Origin of the sequence: Propionicimonas sp. (genome assembly GCF_047606205.1) — a bacterium.
Lineage (GTDB): Bacteria > Actinomycetota > Actinomycetes > Propionibacteriales > Propionibacteriaceae > Propionicimonas.
In genome coordinates, this window is record NZ_JASGES010000108.1 from 1 (window position 1) to 21,103 (window position 21,103).

Annotated in this window: 21 protein-coding genes; 12 read left to right on the forward strand and 9 right to left on the reverse strand. The window is 71.6% G+C overall.

What is annotated here, in order from left to right; translation table 11 throughout:
* The first annotated feature begins 255 nt into the window (after positions 1-255).
* From QM633_RS06945 to QM633_RS06955, 3 genes are all read left to right on the forward strand, one after another.
* A complete protein-coding gene (locus tag QM633_RS06945; RefSeq protein WP_415153009.1) occupies positions 256-984 on the forward strand; it encodes a TIGR03089 family protein in 729 nt (242 codons plus the stop codon).
* 37 nt (positions 985-1,021) lie between these two features.
* On the forward strand, positions 1,022-1,867 hold the full coding sequence (locus QM633_RS06950) for a serine hydrolase (RefSeq protein ID WP_415153010.1): 846 nt from the start codon (positions 1,022-1,024) through the stop codon (positions 1,865-1,867).
* Positions 1,868-1,993: 126 nt separating this feature from the next.
* Positions 1,994-3,391, forward strand: coding sequence for a sensor histidine kinase (locus tag QM633_RS06955; protein WP_415153011.1), 1,398 nt, complete (start codon positions 1,994-1,996; stop codon positions 3,389-3,391).
* Here the strand turns inward: QM633_RS06955 and QM633_RS06960 are convergent.
* A complete protein-coding gene (locus tag QM633_RS06960) occupies positions 3,291-4,406 on the reverse strand; it encodes a TRAP transporter substrate-binding protein (RefSeq protein WP_415153012.1) in 1,116 nt (371 codons plus the stop codon). The genes QM633_RS06955 and QM633_RS06960 overlap by 101 nt on opposite strands.
* Positions 4,403-6,202, reverse strand: a complete 1,800-nt coding sequence (locus QM633_RS06965; protein WP_415153013.1) for a TRAP transporter substrate-binding protein — start codon at positions 6,200-6,202, stop codon at positions 4,403-4,405. Before QM633_RS06965 ends, QM633_RS06960 begins: the two co-directional genes overlap by 4 nt.
* Before the next feature lie 108 nt (positions 6,203-6,310).
* Here QM633_RS06965 and QM633_RS06970 point away from each other — a divergent pair, with 108 nt between their 5' ends.
* Both QM633_RS06970 and QM633_RS06975 read left to right on the forward strand, forming a co-directional pair.
* Positions 6,311-8,005: a histidine kinase gene (locus tag QM633_RS06970; RefSeq protein WP_415153014.1), complete on the forward strand. Its 1,695-nt coding sequence runs from the start codon at positions 6,311-6,313 to the stop codon at positions 8,003-8,005.
* Positions 7,996-8,646 (forward strand): LuxR C-terminal-related transcriptional regulator, encoded by a 651-nt coding sequence (locus tag QM633_RS06975; RefSeq protein ID WP_415153015.1) that lies wholly within the window; start codon positions 7,996-7,998, stop codon positions 8,644-8,646. The genes QM633_RS06970 and QM633_RS06975 overlap by 10 nt, the downstream gene beginning before the upstream one ends.
* Positions 8,647-8,659: 13 nt before the next feature.
* Here QM633_RS06975 and QM633_RS06980 read toward each other — a convergent pair whose 3' ends face one another.
* From QM633_RS06980 to QM633_RS06990, 3 genes are all read right to left on the reverse strand, one after another.
* A complete protein-coding gene (locus QM633_RS06980; RefSeq protein ID WP_415153016.1) occupies positions 8,660-10,129 on the reverse strand; it encodes an LCP family protein in 1,470 nt (489 codons plus the stop codon).
* A gap of 163 nt (positions 10,130-10,292) precedes the next feature.
* Positions 10,293-10,787, reverse strand: a complete 495-nt coding sequence (gene purE / locus QM633_RS06985) for a 5-(carboxyamino)imidazole ribonucleotide mutase (RefSeq protein WP_415153017.1) — start codon at positions 10,785-10,787, stop codon at positions 10,293-10,295.
* The gene (locus tag QM633_RS06990; RefSeq protein WP_415153018.1) at positions 10,780-11,940 is read right to left on the reverse strand and encodes a 5-(carboxyamino)imidazole ribonucleotide synthase; all 1,161 of its coding nucleotides are present in this window, start codon (positions 11,938-11,940) and stop codon (positions 10,780-10,782) included. The genes purE and QM633_RS06990 overlap by 8 nt, the downstream gene beginning before the upstream one ends.
* 165 nt (positions 11,941-12,105) lie before the next feature.
* On the opposite strand from QM633_RS06990, the gene QM633_RS06995 reads away from it, so the two are divergent.
* Entirely contained in the window at positions 12,106-12,822 is a 717-nt protein-coding gene (locus QM633_RS06995) for a Type 1 glutamine amidotransferase-like domain-containing protein (RefSeq protein WP_415153019.1), read from the forward strand.
* Between the two features lie 202 nt (positions 12,823-13,024).
* Here QM633_RS06995 and QM633_RS07000 read toward each other — a convergent pair whose 3' ends face one another.
* The 3 genes from QM633_RS07000 to QM633_RS07010 form a co-directional block, all read right to left on the reverse strand.
* Positions 13,025-13,456, reverse strand: coding sequence for a GtrA family protein (locus tag QM633_RS07000; protein WP_415153020.1), 432 nt, complete (start codon positions 13,454-13,456; stop codon positions 13,025-13,027).
* Positions 13,453-13,968: a PH domain-containing protein gene (locus QM633_RS07005; protein ID WP_415153021.1), complete on the reverse strand. Its 516-nt coding sequence runs from the start codon at positions 13,966-13,968 to the stop codon at positions 13,453-13,455. Before QM633_RS07005 ends, QM633_RS07000 begins: the two co-directional genes overlap by 4 nt.
* A gap of 112 nt (positions 13,969-14,080) precedes the next feature.
* Positions 14,081-14,878: a biotin--[acetyl-CoA-carboxylase] ligase gene (locus QM633_RS07010; RefSeq protein WP_415153022.1), complete on the reverse strand. Its 798-nt coding sequence runs from the start codon at positions 14,876-14,878 to the stop codon at positions 14,081-14,083.
* 47 nt (positions 14,879-14,925) lie between these two features.
* Here QM633_RS07010 and QM633_RS07015 point away from each other — a divergent pair, with 47 nt between their 5' ends.
* From QM633_RS07015 to QM633_RS07040, 6 genes are all read left to right on the forward strand, one after another.
* On the forward strand, positions 14,926-16,500 hold the full coding sequence (locus QM633_RS07015; RefSeq protein WP_415153023.1) for an acyl-CoA carboxylase subunit beta: 1,575 nt from the start codon (positions 14,926-14,928) through the stop codon (positions 16,498-16,500).
* Positions 16,497-16,733, forward strand: a complete 237-nt coding sequence (locus tag QM633_RS07020; RefSeq protein ID WP_415153024.1) for an acyl-CoA carboxylase epsilon subunit — start codon at positions 16,497-16,499, stop codon at positions 16,731-16,733. Before QM633_RS07015 ends, QM633_RS07020 begins: the two co-directional genes overlap by 4 nt.
* A gap of 89 nt (positions 16,734-16,822) precedes the next feature.
* Positions 16,823-17,575, forward strand: a complete 753-nt coding sequence (locus QM633_RS07025; RefSeq protein ID WP_415153025.1) for a DUF937 domain-containing protein — start codon at positions 16,823-16,825, stop codon at positions 17,573-17,575.
* Complete coding sequence (locus tag QM633_RS07030) at positions 17,565-18,278, forward strand: Maf family protein (protein ID WP_415153026.1); 714 nt, start codon at positions 17,565-17,567, stop codon at positions 18,276-18,278. Before QM633_RS07025 ends, QM633_RS07030 begins: the two co-directional genes overlap by 11 nt.
* A 54-nt stretch (positions 18,279-18,332) precedes the next feature.
* A complete protein-coding gene (locus tag QM633_RS07035; protein ID WP_415153027.1) occupies positions 18,333-19,244 on the forward strand; it encodes a decaprenyl-phosphate phosphoribosyltransferase in 912 nt (303 codons plus the stop codon).
* A 70-nt stretch (positions 19,245-19,314) separates the two neighbouring features.
* Positions 19,315-19,992, forward strand: coding sequence for an SDR family oxidoreductase (locus tag QM633_RS07040; protein ID WP_415153028.1), 678 nt, complete (start codon positions 19,315-19,317; stop codon positions 19,990-19,992).
* A 183-nt stretch (positions 19,993-20,175) separates the two neighbouring features.
* Here QM633_RS07040 and QM633_RS07045 read toward each other — a convergent pair whose 3' ends face one another.
* The gene (locus tag QM633_RS07045) at positions 20,176-20,799 is read right to left on the reverse strand and encodes a LysE family translocator (protein WP_415153029.1); all 624 of its coding nucleotides are present in this window, start codon (positions 20,797-20,799) and stop codon (positions 20,176-20,178) included.
* Positions 20,800-21,103: the final 304 nt, after the last annotated feature.

The following is a 21,103-nucleotide window of genomic DNA, read 5'->3' on the forward strand; positions in this document are numbered from 1 at the left end:
ACCGGGGACGGACCTGCGAACGGGAACCGGGGACGGACCTGCGAACGGGAACCGGGGACGGACCTGCGAACGGGAAAGGAACCGTCCCCTGAACGGGCGGGGACGGTTCCTTTCCCGTTCGCAGGTCTGTCCCCTATCCGTTCGGGGGACGGCTCCTTTCCCGTTCAGGGGACGGTTCCTTTCCCGTTCAGCGACCGGCGCGGCGGGACGGTCGTCCTGGAGCCGGCTGCCGTTCGACCACCTAGCATGGGCGCCGTGGTGGAGAACCCTGTCGTGACAGCCCTGGCCGACCGGGTGCGGCGGGACGGGTCAGCGCCGCTGCTCACGTGGTACCGGCCGCAGTCGGACGGACGCACCGAGCTGAGTGTGCGGACCTTCGCCAACTGGGTCGACAAGACCGCGAACCTGCTCGACGACCTCGGCGTGGAGGGGCGGGTCGCGGGCCCGGTCAGCCTGGCCCACCCCGGCCACTGGATGAGCCTGGTCTGGCCGCTGGCCACCTGGCAGCACGGCTGCTGCTACCTCGCCGATCAGCCGGACGCGGCGAGCGAGCTGGTCGTCGTGGGTCCGGAGGACCCCCGTGCGCAGCCGGGCATGGTGACGCTGGCCTGCTCGCTGCACCCGCTCGGTCTGGGTCTGGGCGACCTTCCTGACGGCGTCCTCGACTTCAGCAGGGAGGCGCTCGCCCAGCCGGACGCGCACCTGTCCGTGTCCGGCCGACCCACCACCCCGGTCTGGATCGACGCGGCACGGAGCCTGAGCCTGGACGCCCTCGACCCCACCACGGGATCGAGCGCCGTCGCCGACCGGGCAGGCCCCGAACGGGTGCTCGTCCGCCCCACCACGGCCTGGCAGACCCTCGTCGACGCCGTGCTGGGCCCGATCCTGGGCGGCGGATCCGCCGTCGTCGTCGACGGCCCGGTGGACGCCGACGCCCTCGCCCGGCTCGTCGCCGCCGAGCGCGTCACCGGCGGGATGGCATGATGGCGAACGCCACGCCCCCGACCGGACGGACCCGCGCATGATCTCCCGCCGTGCCCTGCTCACCACGACCGGTGCCCTCGCCGGAGGGCTGGCCGCCAGCACCCTGATGGGCTGCTCCGGGGCGGTGAACATCCCCCGTCCGACGGCCTCGCCGACAGGGGCGATCAAGGATCAGCTGGACCAGGTGCTGACCACGATCGCGAACGGCTCGACCAACTTCGGCGTGTACGTCGAGGACGTCCGGACCGGCGGGACGTACAGCTTCAACGGCGACTACGCCAGCCAGAGCGCGTCGATGGCGAAGCCGATGATCGTGTCGATGGCGATGCGGAAGGCGGGCGGTCCGTTGACCGGCGACAACGCCACCAATGCCACCAGGGCGATCGAGAACTCCGACAACGACGCGGCCAGCGCGCTGTGGGCCTTCGCCGGCTACCAGACCTATCAGACCCTCGCCGACGACCTGAAGATGACCCACACGCACCTCGACGAGGCGAAGTCCGACCAGTGGAGCTGGACGTGGACCACACCGGGCGACCAGGTACTGCTGGTGCGGACCCTGTCCACGGGCGGCTCGAGCGCGCTGACCGACGACGAGTGCGCCTACCTGTGGAACCTGATGGGCCAGGTCGAGCAGGACCAGACCTGGGGTGTCGGCCAGCCGAAGTCGTCCAGCGTCAACGTCCACCTGAAGAACGGCTGGGTGCAGTTCAAGTCCACCGACGGCCTGTGGGCGGTCAACTCGATGGGCGCCGTGGAGGGCGACGGACGCCACTACCGCCTGTGCGTGATGACCCGCGTCCCCGACTTCGACACCGGCAGGGCGGTCACCAGCGAGGTCGGCACGTGGGTGTTCTCGATCCTCGGCTCCGGCACGCTCTGAGGGGCGCGCGCAGGCGAGCAGCCCGGCCGTGCGCCACCACGCCTCCCGCGGCTGACTCCACCCAGCGTGCAGCCAGGCGATCTGGTCACCGAGATCATCCGGGCGTCCGTGCCGCACACTGGCCCGATGAGGATCGCGCTCGCATTCGGTGCTGTCGGGCTCGGGGTGGCCGCGATCTCCACCGCGTACGCGCACCAGCCGGTCGCCCAGTGGCTGCCGGACGCGGCGGTCGGTGCGGCCGGGATCGCGGTCGCGGTTGTCACCTGGAGGTCGAGCACAGCGCGGCTCGCCCTCGTCGTCGCGGCCGCGTGGTGGCTGGGCACGCTCTGGAGTCCGGCCCTGTACTGGCACCGCGGGGCGCTGACCCTGCTCGTCCTCGCCGCGCCGCGACTGTGGCCGCGCAGCCGGCCCGCTGCCGGGACGGTGGCGCTCGTCGGCGTCGCGTCCCTCTTCGGTACGCCCTGGCAACAGGACGTGGCCGCGCTCCTTCTCGCCGGGCTCATCGCGACGGCAGCCGTCGGTGAGGCGGCCGTCCGGCAGGACCGCACCTGGCTGGTGCCCGCCGGGCTCCTCGTGGCCGCGATCCTCGGACCCACCGTGGCGAGTCGGCTCGGCGTGGGACGGACCGAGGTGATCGCAGCGTACGACGCGCTCGTGCTCGCGACGCTCGCTGCGTCCGGAGCGCTGGTCCGGGTGCCGAGCCGCGCGGACCTCGCGGATCTGGCCGTCGATCTGGGCACCACGACGGGTCGGGACGTCGCCTCCTTGCTCGAACGGTTGCGCGCCGAGCCCGGCCTGGAACCCGAGTTGCGCACCGCGATCGAGCATGCGGAGCGGCTCGAGCGCGCCAACGCCACGGCCCGCGATGAGGTTCAGGTCGCCATCGCCGAGGTCACCGCCTCGAGGCGCCGGCTCGTCACCTCCGCCGCCGATGAGCGGGCTCGCCTCGCCGCCGCGCTCACCGAGACCGCAACAGGGCCGCTCCGGGCACTCACCGAGGACGCCGCCCGCCTCGGCGTCGCGGAAGGACTCGTTCGGGCCGGCGGCAGTCTCGACGCCGCGATCGAGGGACTGCGTCCGGCGGGCCTGGACGACGGCGTGGCTGCGGCGGTGCGCCGGTTGCCGCTGGTCACCGCCCTGGACGCCGCGGTCGAACTGACCGGGGGCCGTGCGTCCGCCGCCGTGGAGGACACGCTCTACGCGGTCATCGCCGAGGCGCTCTCCAACGTCGCCAAACACGCCAACGCCACCCACGTGAGCGTGCGCTACGACGTCTCGGACGGACGGGTCAGCGCGACGGTGGTCGATGACGGGGTCGGTGGGGCGGTCACGTCGGCCGGCACCGGGCTCGCGGGTCTCGCCGACCGCGTCGAAGCGCTGGGCGGCCGGCTGACCATTGTGTCCACCCAGTCCGGGACGACCGTCAGCGCGGAGGCTCCGGCGGCGGAGGACTGGACGGCAGCTGCGCCCCGTCCCCCGTCGGCGGCAGGCAGGCCGGCGGGACATCCCACCCCGGCAGGCTGAGCGTCCTCGCGAGCGATTCGATCGCCGCGACGGTGGCTCCTGAGTCAGCGGCGGAACGCAGTCGATCGACCACGGGTGCGACCGCCCGCCGCATCGCATCCAGCTGCCCGGCCGACATCAGTGCCACGTGGCCACCGGCCGCGCAGAACCTCGCCGCGAGCGCTTCGTCGTCGCTCGAGGTCCGGACGGACGCCGCGGCGGTCTCGCCCGCGGCGTCGCGCAACGCCTGGCGCTCGCTGTCGCTCAGTCGTTCGAACACGGCCGGGTTGGCCAGCAGGGCGTCGTACTTGGGGAAGAACACCACGTTGGCGGTCACGGTGCTGCCGTGGCGAAAGTCTGTGATCGCAAGGTCGAACTCGGTCTCGACAAGGGCGAACGGCGTCCCGGTGCTGTCGATCGTGTGGCTGTCGGCATGGTCGGGCGTCGCCCCGAGCGTCCGGAACAGCTCCTCGCTCATGCCAGATGGAGGGACGCGAATCGACAGGCCGCGAAACTGCCCGACCTCGGTGAGCGCGCCCTTGGTCGCCAGTGGCCGGCGGAGCCCCTCGTACAGCAGGCCGAGACCGACCACTCCGTCATCGGACAGGCCGTCGAGGAGCCTCGCGGCGAGGTCTCCGGTGGCCACCGCGCCGGCGAGCTCAGGGGTGTCGATGAGCATCGGCGTCTGCAGCGCCTCGAACCCGCCGATGCCGACCGTGTCGAACGCTCGCGGCGGCACCAGGGCGAGGTCCGTCCTCCCGTCCCGGACCATGTCGGCGATCGTGCCCTCGGAGGCACTCGTCCAGCCGATGGCCTCGAAGTCGAGCTCGACGCGCACCTGGCCGTCGGTGAGGTTGCCGACGCGATCCGCGAAGCCACGCACGGCACTGGCATAGGGCGCGTTGGTGTTCTCGACGAGCGCCAGGCGCAGGACGACTTCCGGCTCGATTCCGCCCGCTTTGGAGCCGGACGCCGTACACCCTCCGCCCGCGACCAGCAGGAGGGTGGCAGCCATGGCGGCCAGGCGTCGACTCACGTCACCTTCCTCCAGACCTTGCTCGCCATGTAGACCTCGACCTTCGGGTCGCTGCCCGACACCCAGGTCATGGCGAGGTCGCCGCCCGGCTTCACCGAGAACCTGAGATGGTCGACCTCGTTGTCGTAGGACGGGAAGGCGAAGGTGATCTCGTCGCCATTGACCTGGTACGTGCCGTCGGCGGCATCGTCTGCCCGGGACGGACGCTGGCTGGGATCCAGCTGGTAGCTGGCCTTCCCGTCCGTCAGCACGAAGGTCTGCACGCCCGCATTGTCCTCGGCGTCCTTCTCGCTCAGCCCCGCGCCGGTGAAGTCCGGCGGAGTCAGCGTGAAGCGGTAGGTGCCGTTGAGCCTCGACTCCGCCGATGGCTCGGAGCCGGCACCGCCGATACGCACGTAGGTCTTGAGGGTCGTCTCGTTGCCCGGAGAGTCGCCCGCGGTGAAGACGAGATCCTTGCCGTCGAGCGACCATTCCAGCCGCTGCGCGGCGAAGGACGCGTGGTCCGACACCATCCACGCCACCGAGTCGTCGCCCATGAAGGTGCCCGAGTCGAGCTCGTCCGTGGAATCCGTGTGGCCGCAGTCCACACCGGGAGCCGAGAGGGGGCGGCAGGTCTGCGACCAGTGCCCGCTGTTCACGACGAGCGTCCAGACCCCGGACGTGCCGTCGTCGTTGTTCAGGCCGGCGGCCGCGAGGTCCTGTTCGGTGATCTTCTTGCGGTAGGTGCCGTTCGGGATGCCGGCCAGCGTCGTCGGAATGTCTGCAGCTCCATCGCAGGTGGCCGCGTAGGTCGGTGCCGGCAGGCCACCCTTCAGGGCGGTGATCGCTGCGACGACGTCGGGGTGCGCTTTCGTCACCGCGTCGATGACCGGCCGAGCCTTCGCCACCAGGGCGTTCACCTGGTCGTCGGTGGCGGCCACCAGCGTCCGGCTGCCGTCACTGCAGAACTCGGTGCCCGCATCGACGTCGCTGGCCCGCCCGATCGCCCAGTCCTGCGTCGCGGCGGCAGCCCTGGCGAGCACCGACTGGGCGCCGGCGCCGAGCCCTTCCCAGCGTGTCTGGTTCGCGTACAGCACGTTGACCTTGGGGAAGAAGGTGACATTGACCGCGCCGATGCCGTTCGGGCGGAGTGCGTACTCGGCGTGCGAGCCGACCATGCGGGTGGCGTCCGGATCGTCGTCGGTCGTCGTGGCACCGTAGGCCTCGAACAACCTGGAACTCGCGTCAGACTTCGGGGAGCGGAAGAGCTTGCCCGCGAAGTCCTCCGGCGAGGTCAGCGGCTTCTCGAAGCCGAAGGGGTGCCGCAGGCCCTCGGGCCACAGCGAGACGCCGTGCACACCGGCGTCAGGCAGCCCGGCCATCAGGTCTCCGGCCAGCTCGGGGTCGGCGACCACCTTTCCGGCCAGGCCGTCGGAGTCGATGAGGAACGGCGTCTGGATCGGCTCGAACGAATGGACGCCGAGCACGTCCCAGGCCCACGTCGGCCCCAGCGCGAGGTCGAGGTCGCCCGTGCGCACCAGCGCAGCGACCTTCTGGTCCCACTCAGGACCGTCGCCTTCGGCGTGCCACTTCGGTTCGATGGTGATCAGGCCGCCGCTGAGGGTCTTCACCCCATCGACGAAGTGGCTGATCGCCTCGGCCGAGGGCACGCCCGGGGAGTCGTCGGTGCCGATGCTGAGGGTGATCGGGTCGCCGGTGTAGCCGAGGTCGACAGGGGTGGTCGTGCAGCCGCCCAGAGCGGTCGAGAGTGCGAGGGCGGTCAGAGCCACCGCCAGCGGCTTGTGCGTGCTGTTCATGGCCGGGAGCCTAGAAATCGCTCCAGCAACTGGCGTCCGGCGCCGTACGGAATTCGCGCACGTGCTGGCACGCAATCAGTCTGGTGGCGATCGCGTCACAATGACAGCATGACGGCCGGGTCCACCGTGCGCTCAATTGCTGCGGGAGGCTGTGTGCTGCTCGCGCTGGTGACGGCCTGGGCGGTGACCGGCGGCACGGTTGCCGGGCCGTTCTCCGTCGATCGCGCGGTCGGCGTGGGGAGCGTTGTCGTTGCGTGGCTGCTGGCGGCCGCGGGCACGGGGTGCCTGCTGGTCCTGGGCCGTCGAGGGCTTCCCTGGCGCGCTGACGGCTGGGCCGCCGCTGCCGCACTGGTGTGTCTCACCGGCGGCGTCGTGCTGAGCTGGCAACAGGCCCCTGCGTGGGCACGGTCGGTCGGCGGCATCGTCGCGCCCCTCCTGATCGTCGCTCCGCTCGAACCGGTCGCTCGCCGGGACGGCCGGAGCCGGTCCCTGGTCATCGGCAGCGGCGGCCTCGTCGCGCTCGCGTCGCTGATCGTGTTCGCCGTCCGGGATCCGTTCCACGACGCGGACTGCTGGATCGACTGCTCGCTCCAGGATGTCGCCCCGTGGCCCTCGCCGGTCGCCGCTCGCCTCGCCGTCCCGGTGCTCGCGCTCGCGACCGCAGCAGTGGCTGCCCTGACGGCCGTGCTCGCGGCCCGCGTCTGGCTTCACCGGCGGCGACTCCGTGCCGGTGCGCTCGATCTCGCCCTCGTGCTCACCGCCGCTGCTGCCGTCATCACCGTCGTCGCGGCGGCACGGGGGCCCGAGCGCACCGCCCCGCTCCTGCTCGCTCGAGCCGGCGTGATCGCCCTGGCAGGTTTCGTGGTCGCTGTCGGACTCCAGCCCGTCGGCACGATCCTCCGCCGAAGAAGGCTCCGCCAGCTCGCAGCCGAACTCGGGGACGCTCCGGCGCTCGGCACGCTCGAAGGCGTTCTGGCCCACGCCCTGGGCGACCCCGGCATCCGGGTGGCCTACTGGCTCACCGAACAGCACACCTTCGTGGACGCCGCGGGCACCCCGGTGCCCGACGCCGAGGAGTGGCCCGTCTCGCTGCGACGCGCCGGTGAGCGCCTCGCTGCGATCTCGCTCACGCGGCGCGACCGGAACCCGGCAGAGCTCGAGGACGTGATCGGATCAGCTGCCCGCCTCGCCGTCGACAACGAGCGGCTCCAGGCCGAGCTGCATGCCCGGCTGGTCGAGGTCCAGGCCTCCCGGGAGCGGGTCGTCGCGGCGGCCGACGACACCCGCCGCGCGGTCGAGCGCTCCATCCACGACGTGGTCCAGGCAGAGCTCCTCGGCGCGCTCTACGAGGTGGCGCTGGCGCGATCCCGGGCCGAACGGACCGGTGCGGACGCCACCGCCGCAGAACTCGGCGCGATCGCCGATGGCGTCCGCGATCTGGTCGCCGGCATCCGGGAGTTCGCGCACGGCGTGTACCCGGCAGCCCTGGACGCGTCCGGGCTGGCCTCGGCGCTGGACGCTCTGGCCGACGACGCCGAGGTCGCTGTGATCGTCGATGACCAGCTGGCCCACAGGGCGCCGGCCGCCGTCGAACGCGCCGCCTACATACTCGTCCACGATGCCGTCGCTCGGGCGAGGGGAGACCTGTGCGTCCGGCTCGAGGACGGCGATCGCACGGTCGTCGTCTCCCTCACTGGCTACGCCGGCCCCGTCCCTGGCCACGTTGCCGACCGCGTCGGGGCCATCGGTGGCAGGCTGGACTGGGTGGACCGGACACTCACGGCGGTGTTGCCGTGCGAGTGATCGTCGTCGACGACTCCATGCTCATCCGGGACGGGTTGTCTCGGCTGCTGGAGGACGCCGGTGTCACGGTGGCCCACCGCCTCGCCGAAGCGTCGGTGTTGGAGGCGGTGGTCGGCGCGGACTCCCCGGACGCCGTCATCATCGACATCCGGATGCCACCCACCTTCACCGACGAGGGCCTCCGCGCTGCCGAGCGGATTCGGGATCGGTACCCCGCGGTCGGAGTGCTCGTGCTCTCCCAGCACGTCGAGCCGGGATACGCCCTGCGACTTGTCGAGGACTACCCGCAGGGCACCGGCTACCTCCTCAAGGACCGGGTTTCCGACATTGCCGTGCTCGTCGACGCCCTCGACCGGGTCACCCGCGGCGAGCTGGTCATCGACCCGGTGCTCGTGGCGAGACTGGTCGGGCGACGCCGCCGGGACGACCCGGTCGATCGGCTCTCCGAGCGTGAACTCGAGGTCCTGTCCCTGGTCGCGGAAGGGCTCAGCAACGAGGCCATCGCCCAGCGCCTGTTCATCGGCGAGCGGACCGTCGAATCGCACATCGCCCGGATGCTTCACAAGCTCGGGATCTCCGACGACGGCGGAGTGCACCGACGCGTCCTCGCGGTACTGGCGTACCTGCGACACTCCGGGTGAGACAGGACAGCGTTCAGCCGCTCACCTTGCAGATGCTGTCCAGGTTGGACGTGTCGGTGCTGGTGTTCTTCTTCGAGGTGGACTTCGCGGTCGGCGAGGCGGACGCGGACGCCGAACTGCTCGGGCTCGCGTCCTTCGCCTCGGACTCGGCGATGCTCTGGGTGACCACCGTCCGGATCTTGGCGAAGTCCGGACTGGCCGGCGTGATCAGCGGCGGAGTGAAACTGACCGAGGCCATCGGCAGCGTCTTGCCCTTCATGGCCAGGTCGAGCAGGGTGCCGAGGTCGGAGGTCGGCACATTGGTTGCGACGATCTGCTCGCCGGCCTTCGCGATGGCCTGGAACTTCGTGAGCACGGTGGTCGGGTTGAGCTGGCGCAGCATGGCGTTCAGCACGCACTTCTGGCGGATCATCCGCACGTAGTCGCTGGAGTACTCCCGGGAGCGGGCGAACCACAGGGCGTGGAAGCCGTCCAGGTGGACGTTCTTGCCCGGCATGATCCATTCGTAGACGCCCTTGGGCCCGTCCACACTGCCCACCGGCACCTTCTGCCCGATGTCGAGCCGGATGCCGCCGACCGCGTCGATCAGGTCCTCGAAACCCTTCAGGTCGATCATCGCCCAGTAGTTGATCCTGAGCCCGAGGATCTCCTCGATGACGCCCTTGGTCGCCTCCACGCCGGGGTACTTCACCCCGGGGAAGAGCTTCTTGTTGTTCACGGCGAGGGTGTAGATGCCGTTCAGCAGGCAGGCGTCGGACAGGTCCTTCACCTTGCAGTAGTAGCCGTTCGGGTACTTGGCGTGCAGCGGCGAGTCGGCGGGGAACGGGGCGTGCTGGAGGTTGCGCGGCAGGCTGAACAGCACCGTCCGCCCGGTCTGGGCGTCGATGCTGGCCACCGTCATCGAGTCCGGGCGCAGCCCGGTGCGGTCCTTGCCCGCGTCGCCGCCGAGCAGCAGGACGTTGATCCGTCCGTTCTCCGCCTGGCTGGAGCCCCCGCCCCCGAACACATTGCTGACGACCTCCGCCTGCGTGGCGAAGGAACCGGACGCCGCCCAGGCCACCGTCCCGCTGGTCGCGGCGAGGATCACCGCGAGGGCGCCGGAGACCCCCTTGCCCACCGCGGAGAGGTGCCGCGGGTTGGCCAGCCACCACGCGTCGAGGAGCAGGACGATCCAGCCGAGGGAGAGCACCGGGACGAGCCAGCGCAACCCGGTGAGCGTGATCTGGTTGGCGTAGAGCCCGATCACGAACCCCCGGGCAGGGGTGAGCAGGAGGAGCCCGCCGAGGAGCACCAGCACGATCAGCGATGCCCAGATCCGGAACGCGACCCGGCCGAGCCGGCGCTGGCCCACGGCCAGCTGGGCGGACCCGGGAACGAGCAGGGTCATCCCCATCAGCACCAGCGCGCGGCGCAGCGCGATCCCCTGGCTGCGGCGCAGCGGGGACGGCAGCGCCTGGCCGGCGGGCTGGGCTGTGGTGGCCATGGAACTCCTGCAGGGTCGGCTGCTCGGGCGCCTCCCAGTATTACCGGCAGCCGGAAACCAGCCCGGGTGCCGCGCCGCCCCTCACCGACTTGTCAGGATCCCTACCGCCCCGGTGGTGGGTGGGTTTCCTGAGGTCGTGCGACGGGCAACCGGTGCGTGCCGGTCAGCGGGCGCGGACGGCGGTGCCCTTCGCGCGGGCGGCGTCGCGGAGCGACTCCTGGAAGGCGACCATCCGCTCGGCGAGAGCCGGATCGGACGCGGCGAGGATCCGGACCGCGAGCAGGCCGGCGTTGCGGGCGTTGCCGATCGCCACCGTGGCCACCGGGACGCCGGCCGGCATCTGCACGATCGAGAGCAGCGAGTCCAGGCCGTCGAGGTATTTCAGCGGGACCGGCACCCCGATCACCGGCAGCGGGGTGAGCGCGGCCAGCATGCCGGGCAGGTGGGCGGCCCCGCCGGCACCGGCGATGATCGCCTTCAGCCCCCTGCCGTGCGCGCCGCGCCCGTAGGCCACCATCTCCTCTGGCATCCGGTGGGCGGAGACCACGTCCGCCTCGAAGGGGACGCCGAACTCCGCGCAGGCGTCCGCTGCGGCCTGCATCACCGGCCAGTCGGAGTCCGAGCCCATCACGATCCCGACCAGGGGCTGTTCACTCATCGTCGTCTCCGATCAGGTGACGGGCCGCACGCCAGGCCCGCGCTCTCGTCTCGTCCACGTCGTCGCCGAGCGCGGTGACGTGCCCGACCTTGCGTCCCGGCACCACATCCTTGCCGTACAGCTGCACCTTCAGCGCCGGGTCGGCGGCCATCACGTCGGCCAGGCCGCCGAGCAGGTCCGTCCTGCTGCCGCCGAGGACGTTCACCATCACCGAGACCGGGGCGAGCACGGCCGTCGAGCCGAGCGGCAGGTCCGCGACGGCGCGCAGGTGGTTCTCGAACTGGCTGGTCACCGCGCCGTCGATGCTCCAGTGGCCGGTGTTGTGCGGACGCATCGCGAGTTCGTTCACGACGACCCGTCCGTCACTGGCCTCCATCAGCTCGACGGCGAGAATTCCGACCACGCCGAGCTCGTCCGCGATCCGCATCGCCATCGCGGTCAGGTCGCGCACCTGGTCGGGACGCAGGCCTGGCGCGGGAGTCGTGGTCGCCGTGCAGACGCCGCCGGTCTGGACGGTCTCGCTGACCGGGTAGGCCACCGCCTGCCCGCCCGGGCGGCGGGCCACCAGCACGCTCAGTTCGCGGGTGAAGTCGACGAACTCCTCCGCGATCACGACCGCGTTCGCCCGCAGCCCGGCCAGGCCGTCGAAGGGAACGTGCGCATCCTGGGGTCCGTCGAGCTTCCACACGCCCTTGCCGTCGTAGCCGCCGCGGGACGTCTTGGCGATGCAGGGCCAGCCGCGCGCGTCCCCGAAAGCGACCAGCGCCGCCTCGTCCGCCACGACGGCATTGGCCGGGCAGGGGACGCCGAGGGCGGCCAGCCGCGCGCGCATGACCGCCTTGTCCTGGGCGTGCACGAGCGCGTCCGGTCCCGGGCGGACCGCGACGCCCGCCGCCTCGAGGTCGTGCAGGATCGGTGTGGGCACGTGCTCGTGGTCGAAGGTGACCACCTCGCAGCCGGCCGCGAAGGCCGCCACCACGGCCGGGTCGGTGTAGTCGCCGACCTCGACCTCGCGCACCACCTGGGCCGCGGAGACGTCCGGACCCTCGGCCAGGAGCCGCAGCCGCAGGCCGAGCCCGATGGACGCGGCGTGCATCATCCGGGCCAGCTGGCCGCCACCGATCACGCCGATCGTCGCCGCAGGAGTCCTCACCCCGGCGAGCCTAATGGGGCCGCCCGGCCCTGGGCAGCCCGCCGGAGCCGGTGAGATCCGCTGCCGGGCACCGACGCCGCCGGCGCGGCCGGTCCGCGTGCCGTGCGGTGGCCGGACCTCGGCGTTCGGCGGTACGGGTGGGACCCGCTCTGCCAAGATGGAGTCATGACCGCCCACATCGTCGCCATGGGTGGCGGCGGGTTCTCGATGTCGACCTTCTCCGCCCCGACGAACCTCGACCGCTACCTCGTCGAACTCACCGGGAAGCCGTCGCCGCTGGTCTGCTTCGCCCCGACGGCGTCCGCGGACGACCCGCAGTACATCAACAGGTTCCTGCTGGCCTACGGAACGCTCGGTGTCCGCACGATGGTGCTCACCCTGTGGGGAGGCGGCTCGGCGGCGTCCGTCGGGAGACTGGCGGACGCGGACCTGCTGCTCGTCGGCGGCGGCCACACCGTGAACCTGATGGCGCTGTGGCGCGCGCACGGGGTGGACGACGCGATCCGCGCGCGCTACGCCGCGGGAGATGTCGTCCTGGCCGGCGTGTCGGCGGGTGGCGCGTGCTGGTACGACGGCTGTATCACCGATTCGTTCGGCGACTTCCGGCCGTGGCGCGGCGGGCTGGGCCTGCTCCCGGGGAGCTTCTGCCCGCACTTCGACGGGGAGGCCGAGCGCGCCCCGGCGTTCACCGAGGCGGTCGCCTCCGGTGACCTGCCGGGGGGATGGGGCGCCGACGACGGCGCCGGCGTCCATTACGTCGACGGTGTGCCGGCCACGTTCATCGCCGAGGCGCGGGGCAAGCGGGTCTACCGCGTGCTCCCCTCCGACCTTCCGACCGCCAGCGGCGTCCTGGTCGAGCCCCAGCAGATGACCGTCCTGTAGGCCCGCGGCAGGTGGGACGGCCTGCCGTGACCCGGCAGGCCGGAACCGTCCCCCCGAACGGGAAAGGGGACAGACCACCGAACGGGAACAGAACCGTCCCCCGAACGGGAAGAGGGACAGACCACCGAACGGGAACAGAACCGTCCCCCGAACGGGTGGGAACCGTCGCGGCGAACGGGGGCAGAGAGGGTGCCGGGTGGCCTCAGCGGAAGATCAGGGCTCGCTGCACGACGAAGTTCACGGCCGTCGCGACGCCCTGGGCGATCACGAAGCCCACGACCTGGGCGGCCGTCTGGCCGCCGGACAGGGTCAGCACCCAGGGGTAGAGGACGGCGAAGAGTCCGACCTGGAGCACGAAGGTGAGCCCGTACAGCAGGACGACGGCGGCGAACCGGCGCTTCGAGGGCTCCGCCTGGAACGTCCAGCGGCGGTTGATCAGGTACGCGGTCGTCGTGCCGGCGACGAACGACAGCGCCTTCGCCGGGGTGTGGTCGAGGCCGGCCAGGTTCATCAGCACCACCAGCAGGCCGAAGTCGACCACCGCCGACAGTCCACCGGTGACGACGAACCGCACCAACTGGGTGCGCAGCGCCAGCCTCGGCGTGGCCCCGCCGGCGATCGATGCCTCGTTCATTCGTCCCGCAGCGTCGGCTGGTGGATCGGATCGTCCCCGCTGAACAGCAACTCGGTCATCACGACATGGACCCGCTCGACGTCGGGGATGTCCTCCAGCGTCACCGGCTGGTCCGCGGCCGTGGTCAGGACCAGGGTGCCGCAGCCCAGCAACTGGTCGATCGGACCCCGGCGGTAGGCCACGTTGTTGATCCGCGTCAACGGCAGATCGTGACCGCTCTTCACCAGGATGCCGCGACGGGTGATGATGCGACGGTTCGTGAACGTGTAGGTCGACGACATCCAGCGCAGGAACGGGACCACCACCCAGACGCCCAGCGCCACCAGCGCCACCAGCGCCACCACCCAACTGCCCACCGGACGCCAGGCCTGCGGCAGCAGGGCGAAGGCGAACCCCGTGAGCACGGAGACGACGACGAGCAGCAGCGCGGGCACGATCAGCGCCTTCACATGCGTGCGCAGGTGCAGGACGACGACCTCGTCCTTGCCGAGAAGTTGCGGATCCAGGCCCATGCGGCAATGGTGGCACAGCCCGGGCGTCGTGGCCCCTCGGGCGCGGCCCCAGCCACCCCGAACCGACGCCCGCGGCCGTTCGCGAGGCCCGATCCGCGCTCCGTGACCGGGGTCAGCGCAGGTGCACCACGTCGCCGGCCGCGAAGCTGCGCACCCGGCCGGCCACCTCGACCAGCAGGCGGCCGGCATCGTCGACGCCCGTCGCGGTGCCCTCGACCACCTGGTCCCTCGACACCTCGACACGGACCGGGCGTCCCACCGTCGAACAGCGCGCGGCGTACTCGGCGCGCAGATCGTCGGCGGCCAGCCAGCGGGTGTACCACCGGCCCAACGCCGCGAGGACGGCCGCGGCAACCCCGGTCGGGTCGACCTCGGCGCCGGCCAGCACGAGCGACGTCGCGGTGGGGACCGGCAACTCGTCCTCGCCGAGCGTGGTGTTGAGCCCCATCCCGAGGATCGCGGCCGCCGGCTCGCCTGCGTCCACCCGCTCGCAGAGGATGCCGCACACCTTCCTGCCGCCGATCAGCACGTCGTTGGGCCACTTCACCTCGGCGGCCGGCCCGCACCCGATCCCGATCCCCTCCGCGACCGCCAGCCCCGCCACCAGCGGCAGCCACAGCCACCGCTCCGAAGGCAGGGCGGCCGGCGGACGCAGCAGCACCGACATCGCCAGCGACGTCCCGGCGGGCGCCTCCCAGACCCGCGCGAACCGTCCCCGCCCGGCACTCTGGTGGTCACTGACCAAGACGGTCCCCGAGGGGGCGCCGGCCCGCGCCGCCGCGGCGAGGTCGGCGTTGGTCGACCCGGTCGAGGTGACGCTGGACACCCCCGTCCAGACGGTGCCGGGACGCACCAGCGCCCCCGCCAGCCGGTCGGCGTCGACGAGGGGCGAAGTCTGGGACGGATTCACGCCCAGACCCTATGCCCGGGTCCAGCACGCGGCGCTATGGTCAGCACATGGCCTCGGACACCCAGACCACCCGCGCGAAGCTCGCCGACCTCGGCGTCCGCAAGGACGAGGCGCTGAACCCGTCCAGCGCCGCCGCGATCGAGAAGGTCCACGCCCAGGGGAAGATGACCGCGCGCGAGCGGGTGAACGCCCTGCTGGACGAGGACAGTTTCGCCGAGTTCGACCGCTTCTCCCGACACCGCTCCACCTCCTTCGGCATGGAGGAGCGGCGTCCCTACACCGACGGGGTGATCACCGGCGTCGGGTCCATCCACGGCCGCCCCGTGTGCGTGTTCAGCCAGGACGTGACGATCTTCGGCGGCGCGCTCGGCGAGGTGTACGGGGAGAAGATCGTGAAGATCCTGGACTTCGCCATCAAGACCGGCTGCCCGATCATCGGCATCAACGAGGGCGGGGGCGCCCGCATCCAGGAGGGCGTGGTCTCCCTCGACCTGTACTCCCAGATCTTCCGGCGCAACACCCTCGCCTCCGGCGTGATCCCGCAGATCTCGCTGATCATGGGTGCGGCGGCAGGCGGCCACGTCTACTCCCCCGCGCTGACCGATTTCGTGATCATGGTCGACCAGACCTCCCAGATGTTCATCACCGGCCCGAACGTGATCAAGACCGTCACCGGCGAGGACGTGACGATGGAGGAACTGGGCGGCGGCCGGACGCACTCGACGAGGTCGGGCAACTCCCACTACCTCGCCGCCGACGAGCAGGACGCGATCGAGTACGTGCGGCAGCTGATCACCTACCTGCCGCAGAACAACCTCGAGGACCCGCCGGTGTTCGACGAGGAGGAGGCCGACCTCACGATCACCGAGCACGACCTCGTCCTGGACACGCTCATCCCCGACTCGCCCAACCAGCCCTACGACATGCACGAGGTGATCCGGCGGGTGCTGGACGACGACGAGTTCCTCGAGGTGCACAGCCTCTACGCGCCGAACATCGTCTGCGGGTTCGGACGCGTCGAGGGCCGCTCGATCGGCGTGATCGCCAATCAGCCGATGGTGTTCGCCGGCTGCCTCGACATCAAGGCCTCGGAGAAGGCGGCCCGGTTCGTCCGCACCTGCGACGCGTTCAACATCCCGATCCTGACCTTCGAGGACGTGCCCGGCTTCCTGCCCGGCACCGACCAGGAGTGGGACGGGATCATCCGCCGCGGCGCCAAGCTGATCTACGCCTACGCGGAGGCCACCGTGCCGCTGGTCACCGTGATCACCCGCAAGGCCTACGGCGGCGCGTACTGCGTGATGGGCTCCAAACCGCTCGGCGCGGACGTGAACCTCGCCTGGCCGACCGCCCAGATCGCGGTGATGGGCGCGGAAGGTGCGGTGAACATCCTCTACAAGCGGGACCTCGCCGACGCCTCCGACCCGGCCGGCCGGCGCGCCGAGCTGATCGACGAGTACAACGACACCCTCGCCAACCCCTACGTCGCCGCCGAGCGCGGTTACGTGGACAAGGTGATCTACCCGCACGAGACCAGGGCCCAGGTGATCCGCGTGCTGAGGCTGCTGCGCACCAAGCGCATGCAGCTACCGCCCAAGAAGCACGGGAACATCCCGCTGTGAGCACCCCGCAGCCCGACGCGACGGCGCCTCTGATCCAGGTCGTCGCGGGCAGCCCGAGCGACGAGGAGCTCGCCGCACTCGCCGCCGTGGTCGTGGCGCTCCGCCGGGCGCGTCCGGCACCGCACGCCCCGGCCACCAGCACGCTGGCCGGTGGCTGGCGCTCCTACTGGCACACCGTCCGCACGCCACTGGTTCCAGGAAGGGAGGCGTGGCGAAGCAGTTTCCGTATGTAGGTGATCCACCCCCGCCGGGTTGTCGGGCCGCGGTGGCTGCGCACCCCGGTTCGAACAGGTCGGCGGAGCCGACAAGAAAGGAGATGACGATGGGCGCCATCGAGGACATTCTGGGCAGTATCGACGCCAGCCAGTTGGCCGCGGCCCTCGGCACGGACGAGGCGACCGCACGCAGCGCCGCCGCGGCGGCCATCCCGACCCTGATCAACAGCCTGCAGGCGAACGCCGGCTCGGCCGACGGCGCCTCCGGCCTGCTCGGCGCGCTCGAGCAGCACGCGGGCAGCGGACTGTACGGCGACACGATCGATCTCCACGCCGTCGACACCGCCGACGGCCAGAAGATCGTCGCCCACGCACTGGCCGACGACCCGAACCGGCTGCAGGCGGTCAGTGGTCTCGGTGGCGGTTTGCTCAGCAAGCTGCTGCCCCTGCTCGCCCCGATCGTGATGAGCTACCTGGCCAGCCGGATGGGGATGGGCTCCGCGCAACCTTCGTCGGGGGGCTCGGGGAACATTCTCGGCGACCTGCTCGGCGGCCTCTTCGGTGGCGGTGCGGCGTCGTCCACGACCGGATCGGGTGGCCTCGGCGACATTCTCGGGCAGATCCTCGGCGGCGCAGCGGGGACGGACGGCGCGACGGCCACCACCGGCTACGGCTCCGGCCCCCAGGCGGGCGCCGACGGCAGCCTCGGCGGCGTGTTCAACGCTCCCGGCAACCCGAGCGGCATGCAGATCCCCACCGGCACCGACGACACCGTCGCCTCCCCGCCGGCGCGGCAGACCACGCAGCAGGGGTCGGGCGACGTCCTCGGCGACCTGCTCGGGCAGATCCTTGGTCGCTGAGCCCGCACCGGAACTGGTCCTGGCCTCGGCCTCCGCGGCCCGGCTGGACACCCTCACCCGGGCCGGCCTCGCGCCGCGGGTGGTGGTCTCGCACGTGGATGAGGACGCCTTCACCGCGCCCGATGTGCCCGGCCTCGTCCAGGCGCTGGCCCGCGCCAAGGCCGAGGCGGTGGCAGCGTCCCTGATGATCCCCGCGCGCGACGCCGCCCCCGGACCACCCGGGGACGGTTCCGCTCCCGGTCCACCGCGACCCGGATGGACCGGGAGCGGAACCGTCCCCGCTCAGGCGGGCACCCTCGTCGTCGGCTGCGACTCCCTGCTCGAGCTGGACGGGGAGCCGCTCGGCAAGCCGGGGACGCCGGAGGCCGCCGTCGGCTACTGGCAACGGATGCGGGGACGGACCGGGCACCTGCACACCGGCCACCACGTGATCCGGCTGGGCGAGATGTCCGGCACCGCCTCCGGCGTCGCGACCACGGCGGTCTCCTTCGCGGACCTCGCCGACGACGAGATCACCGCCTACGTCGCCTCCGGTGAGCCCCTGAGCGTGGCCGGCGCGTTTACCATCGACGGCCTCGGCGGTGCCTACGTGACCGCGGTCGACGGCGACCCGCACGCGGTGGTGGGGATCAGCCTGCCGCTGCTGCGGGACCTGTTCGGGCAGCTCGGCGTCCGCTGGCACACGCTCTGGACGACCTCGTGACCCGCAGCACCGCCTCGAATGCTGCCGAGCCGGTGGCGATAGCCTTGGAGTGCCATGACTGACACCGAGAACCTCCCCGAGGTGGCGCCGACGAAGTCCGTGCTGCCCGCCTGGCTGCGGGCGATGCGCCCCAAGCAGTGGGTGAAGAACGTCCTCGTGCTGGCCGCCCCGCTGGCCGCCGGCCGCCTCTTCGAGCCCGCGACCCTGATCGCCTCCGCCTGGGCCTTCGTGTCGTTCTCGCTGGTCAGCGCGTCGATCTACCTGATCAACGACAGCCGCGACGTCGAGGCCGACCGGCTGCACCCCAAGAAGAAGTTCCGGCCGATCGCCGCGGGCGAGCTGTCCATCCCGACCGCCTACGTCCTGGCAGCCGTCACGCTGGCGGCGTCCCTGGTGATCGGGTTCTGGGTGGCGCCCCTGCTCGGTGTGACCCTGGCGTCCTACTGGGTGCTTCAGGTGATCTACTCGCTGTTCCTCAAGCACCAGCCGATCATCGATCTGGCCATGGTGGCGGCCGGCTTCCTGCTCCGCGCGGTCGCGGGCGGCGTGGCGTCCGGTCTGCCGCTGTCCCAGTGGTTCCTGCTGGTCGCGTCGTTCGGATCGCTGTTCATGGTCGCGGGCAAGCGCTACTCCGAGCTGAAGGAACTGGGCACCGAGGCGGGGACGCGGGCCAGCCTGGAGCGCTACACGAAGTCGTACCTGCGCGAGGTGTGGTCGGTGTCGATCGCGATCGTGATCATGTCCTACAGCCTGTGGGCGTTCGAGCAGGGCGCGGCGTCGGTGTGGGGCATCCCGTGGACGACGATCTCGATCGCCCCGTTCACGCTGGCCGTCCTGCGCTACGCGATGAAGATCGACCAGGGCCGGGCCGGCGAGCCGGAGGACGTCGTGCTGTCCGACCCGATCCTGCAGGTGCTCGCCGTGCTCTGGGTGATCCCGGTCGCGATCGCGGTGTTCGCCGGATGAGCACCCTCGGGATCCCACGAAGGCCCTCTTCTCCGCCCGGCTCCGCCGACCGCCTGCGGCGGTGCCCACGATGAGCCGCCCGGTGGCCCTCGTCACCGGCGCGTCCCGCGGCATCGGACGTGCGATCGCGCTGGCCCTCTCGCCCACCCACCACGTGCTGGTCGGGGGCAGGAACGCCGACCTCGTCGGCGACGTCGTGGCGGGCCTGGAATCCGCCGAGCCCTTCGCGGTCGACCTCACCGACGACGTCGCACTCGCGGCGGCGGTGGAGGGCATCGAGCGCCTGGACGTGCTGGTGCACTCGGCCGGGGTGGTGGCGTTCGGCGCGCTCGCCGACTCCAGCACCGCCCAGTGGCGGGAGGCGCTGGAACTCAACGTCGTCGCACCCGCGACGCTCACCCGCCTGCTGCTGCCCCGCCTGCGGGCCGCGCACGGGCTGGTGGTGTTCCTCAACTCCGGCGCCGGCCTGACCACCCATCGCGGCTTCGCGGTGTACTCGGCGTCCAAGTACGCGCTCACCGCGCTGGCCGACGCGTTGCGCCTGGACGAGCGCGGCCGCGTCCGGGTGACCTCCGTCCACCCCGGCCGGGTCGCCACCGACATGCAGGCCCAGCTCAACACCCTCCAGGGCACGCCGTACGTCCCCGACACCCACCTCGACCCCGCCGAGGTCGCGCGCGCCGTCCGCCTGGCCGTCGACCTGCCGCCGGACGCGAGCATCGACAGCGTCCGGATCAACCCGGTCTAGCGGCACACCGCTGTTCCTGCTTCCCGCTCCGTGGCGGCGCCGTACCCGTCCCGCCCGTCCTGGAAGCTCCCGAAAAGCGGCCTTGCTCCCGGATTTCCGGGAGCAAGGCCGCTTTTCGGGAGCGTGGCGGTCCGGTGGAACCGCAGGAGGGCGCGTTCGACGAAGAGGAGGTCGCGGACGGCGTCAGCGCTCGAGGCCGAGGACCAGGCCGAAGCCGAGCATGGCCAGGCCGGCGGCGCCGTCGATGGCGCGTCCGCCACGGCGGCTGGTCAGGAAGCCGCGGACGGCGTGCGCGCCGACGATGATCACCGAGAACCAGGCGAACGCCACCAGCGCGTGGACGCCGGCGAGGATCGCTCCGGCCAGCGCCGGTGCGTAGCCGGCCGGCAGGAAGAGCGGCAGCACGGTCAGGTAGAAGACCGCCATCTTGGGGTTCAGCAGGTCGGTGAGGAGTCCCTTGACGAAGGCCTCGCGCGCGGTACCGACCGAGCCCGACAGGTCGGTGTGGGCCTGGCCGCGGGCCGCGGAGCGCAGGTAGGTGACGGCAAGGTAGAGCAGGAAGACCACGCCGGCCCACCGAAGGATCGCGTAGGCCAGCTGCGACGCGACGAACAGCGCCGCCACGCCCGCCGCGGCGGCCACTCCCCAGACGAGTGCGCCGAGGCAGATTCCGGCCGCGGCGGCGAACGCCGTCCGACGCCCGCCGCGGAGCGCCTGTCGCAGCACGAGCACCGTGTCGAGCCCCGGCGTGACCGCCACCACGACAGCCAGCAGCGTGAAGCCGAGCAGCGACTGGGCGAGAGTCATGCCACGAATGGTAGGGCCGCTCGGGTCCGCGCCCGTCCCAGCCCAGGCACGTGGGCGGCGCCCCGAACGGAGGTATCGCTCCGATTCACCCTCCACCAGCGAAGGGGCATGAACCGCGTCTGTGACCCTGACGCCGCGGCCGAGGGGACGGTTCCTTACTCGGTCCGTCCGGACACCCGGACCGAGAAGGGAACCGTCCCCCCTTCCGTCCGGACACCCGGACAGCCGGACCGAGTGAAGAACCGTCCCCCCTTCGCCCGGACACCCGGACCGAGAAAGGAACCGTCCCCCCTTCCGTCCGGAC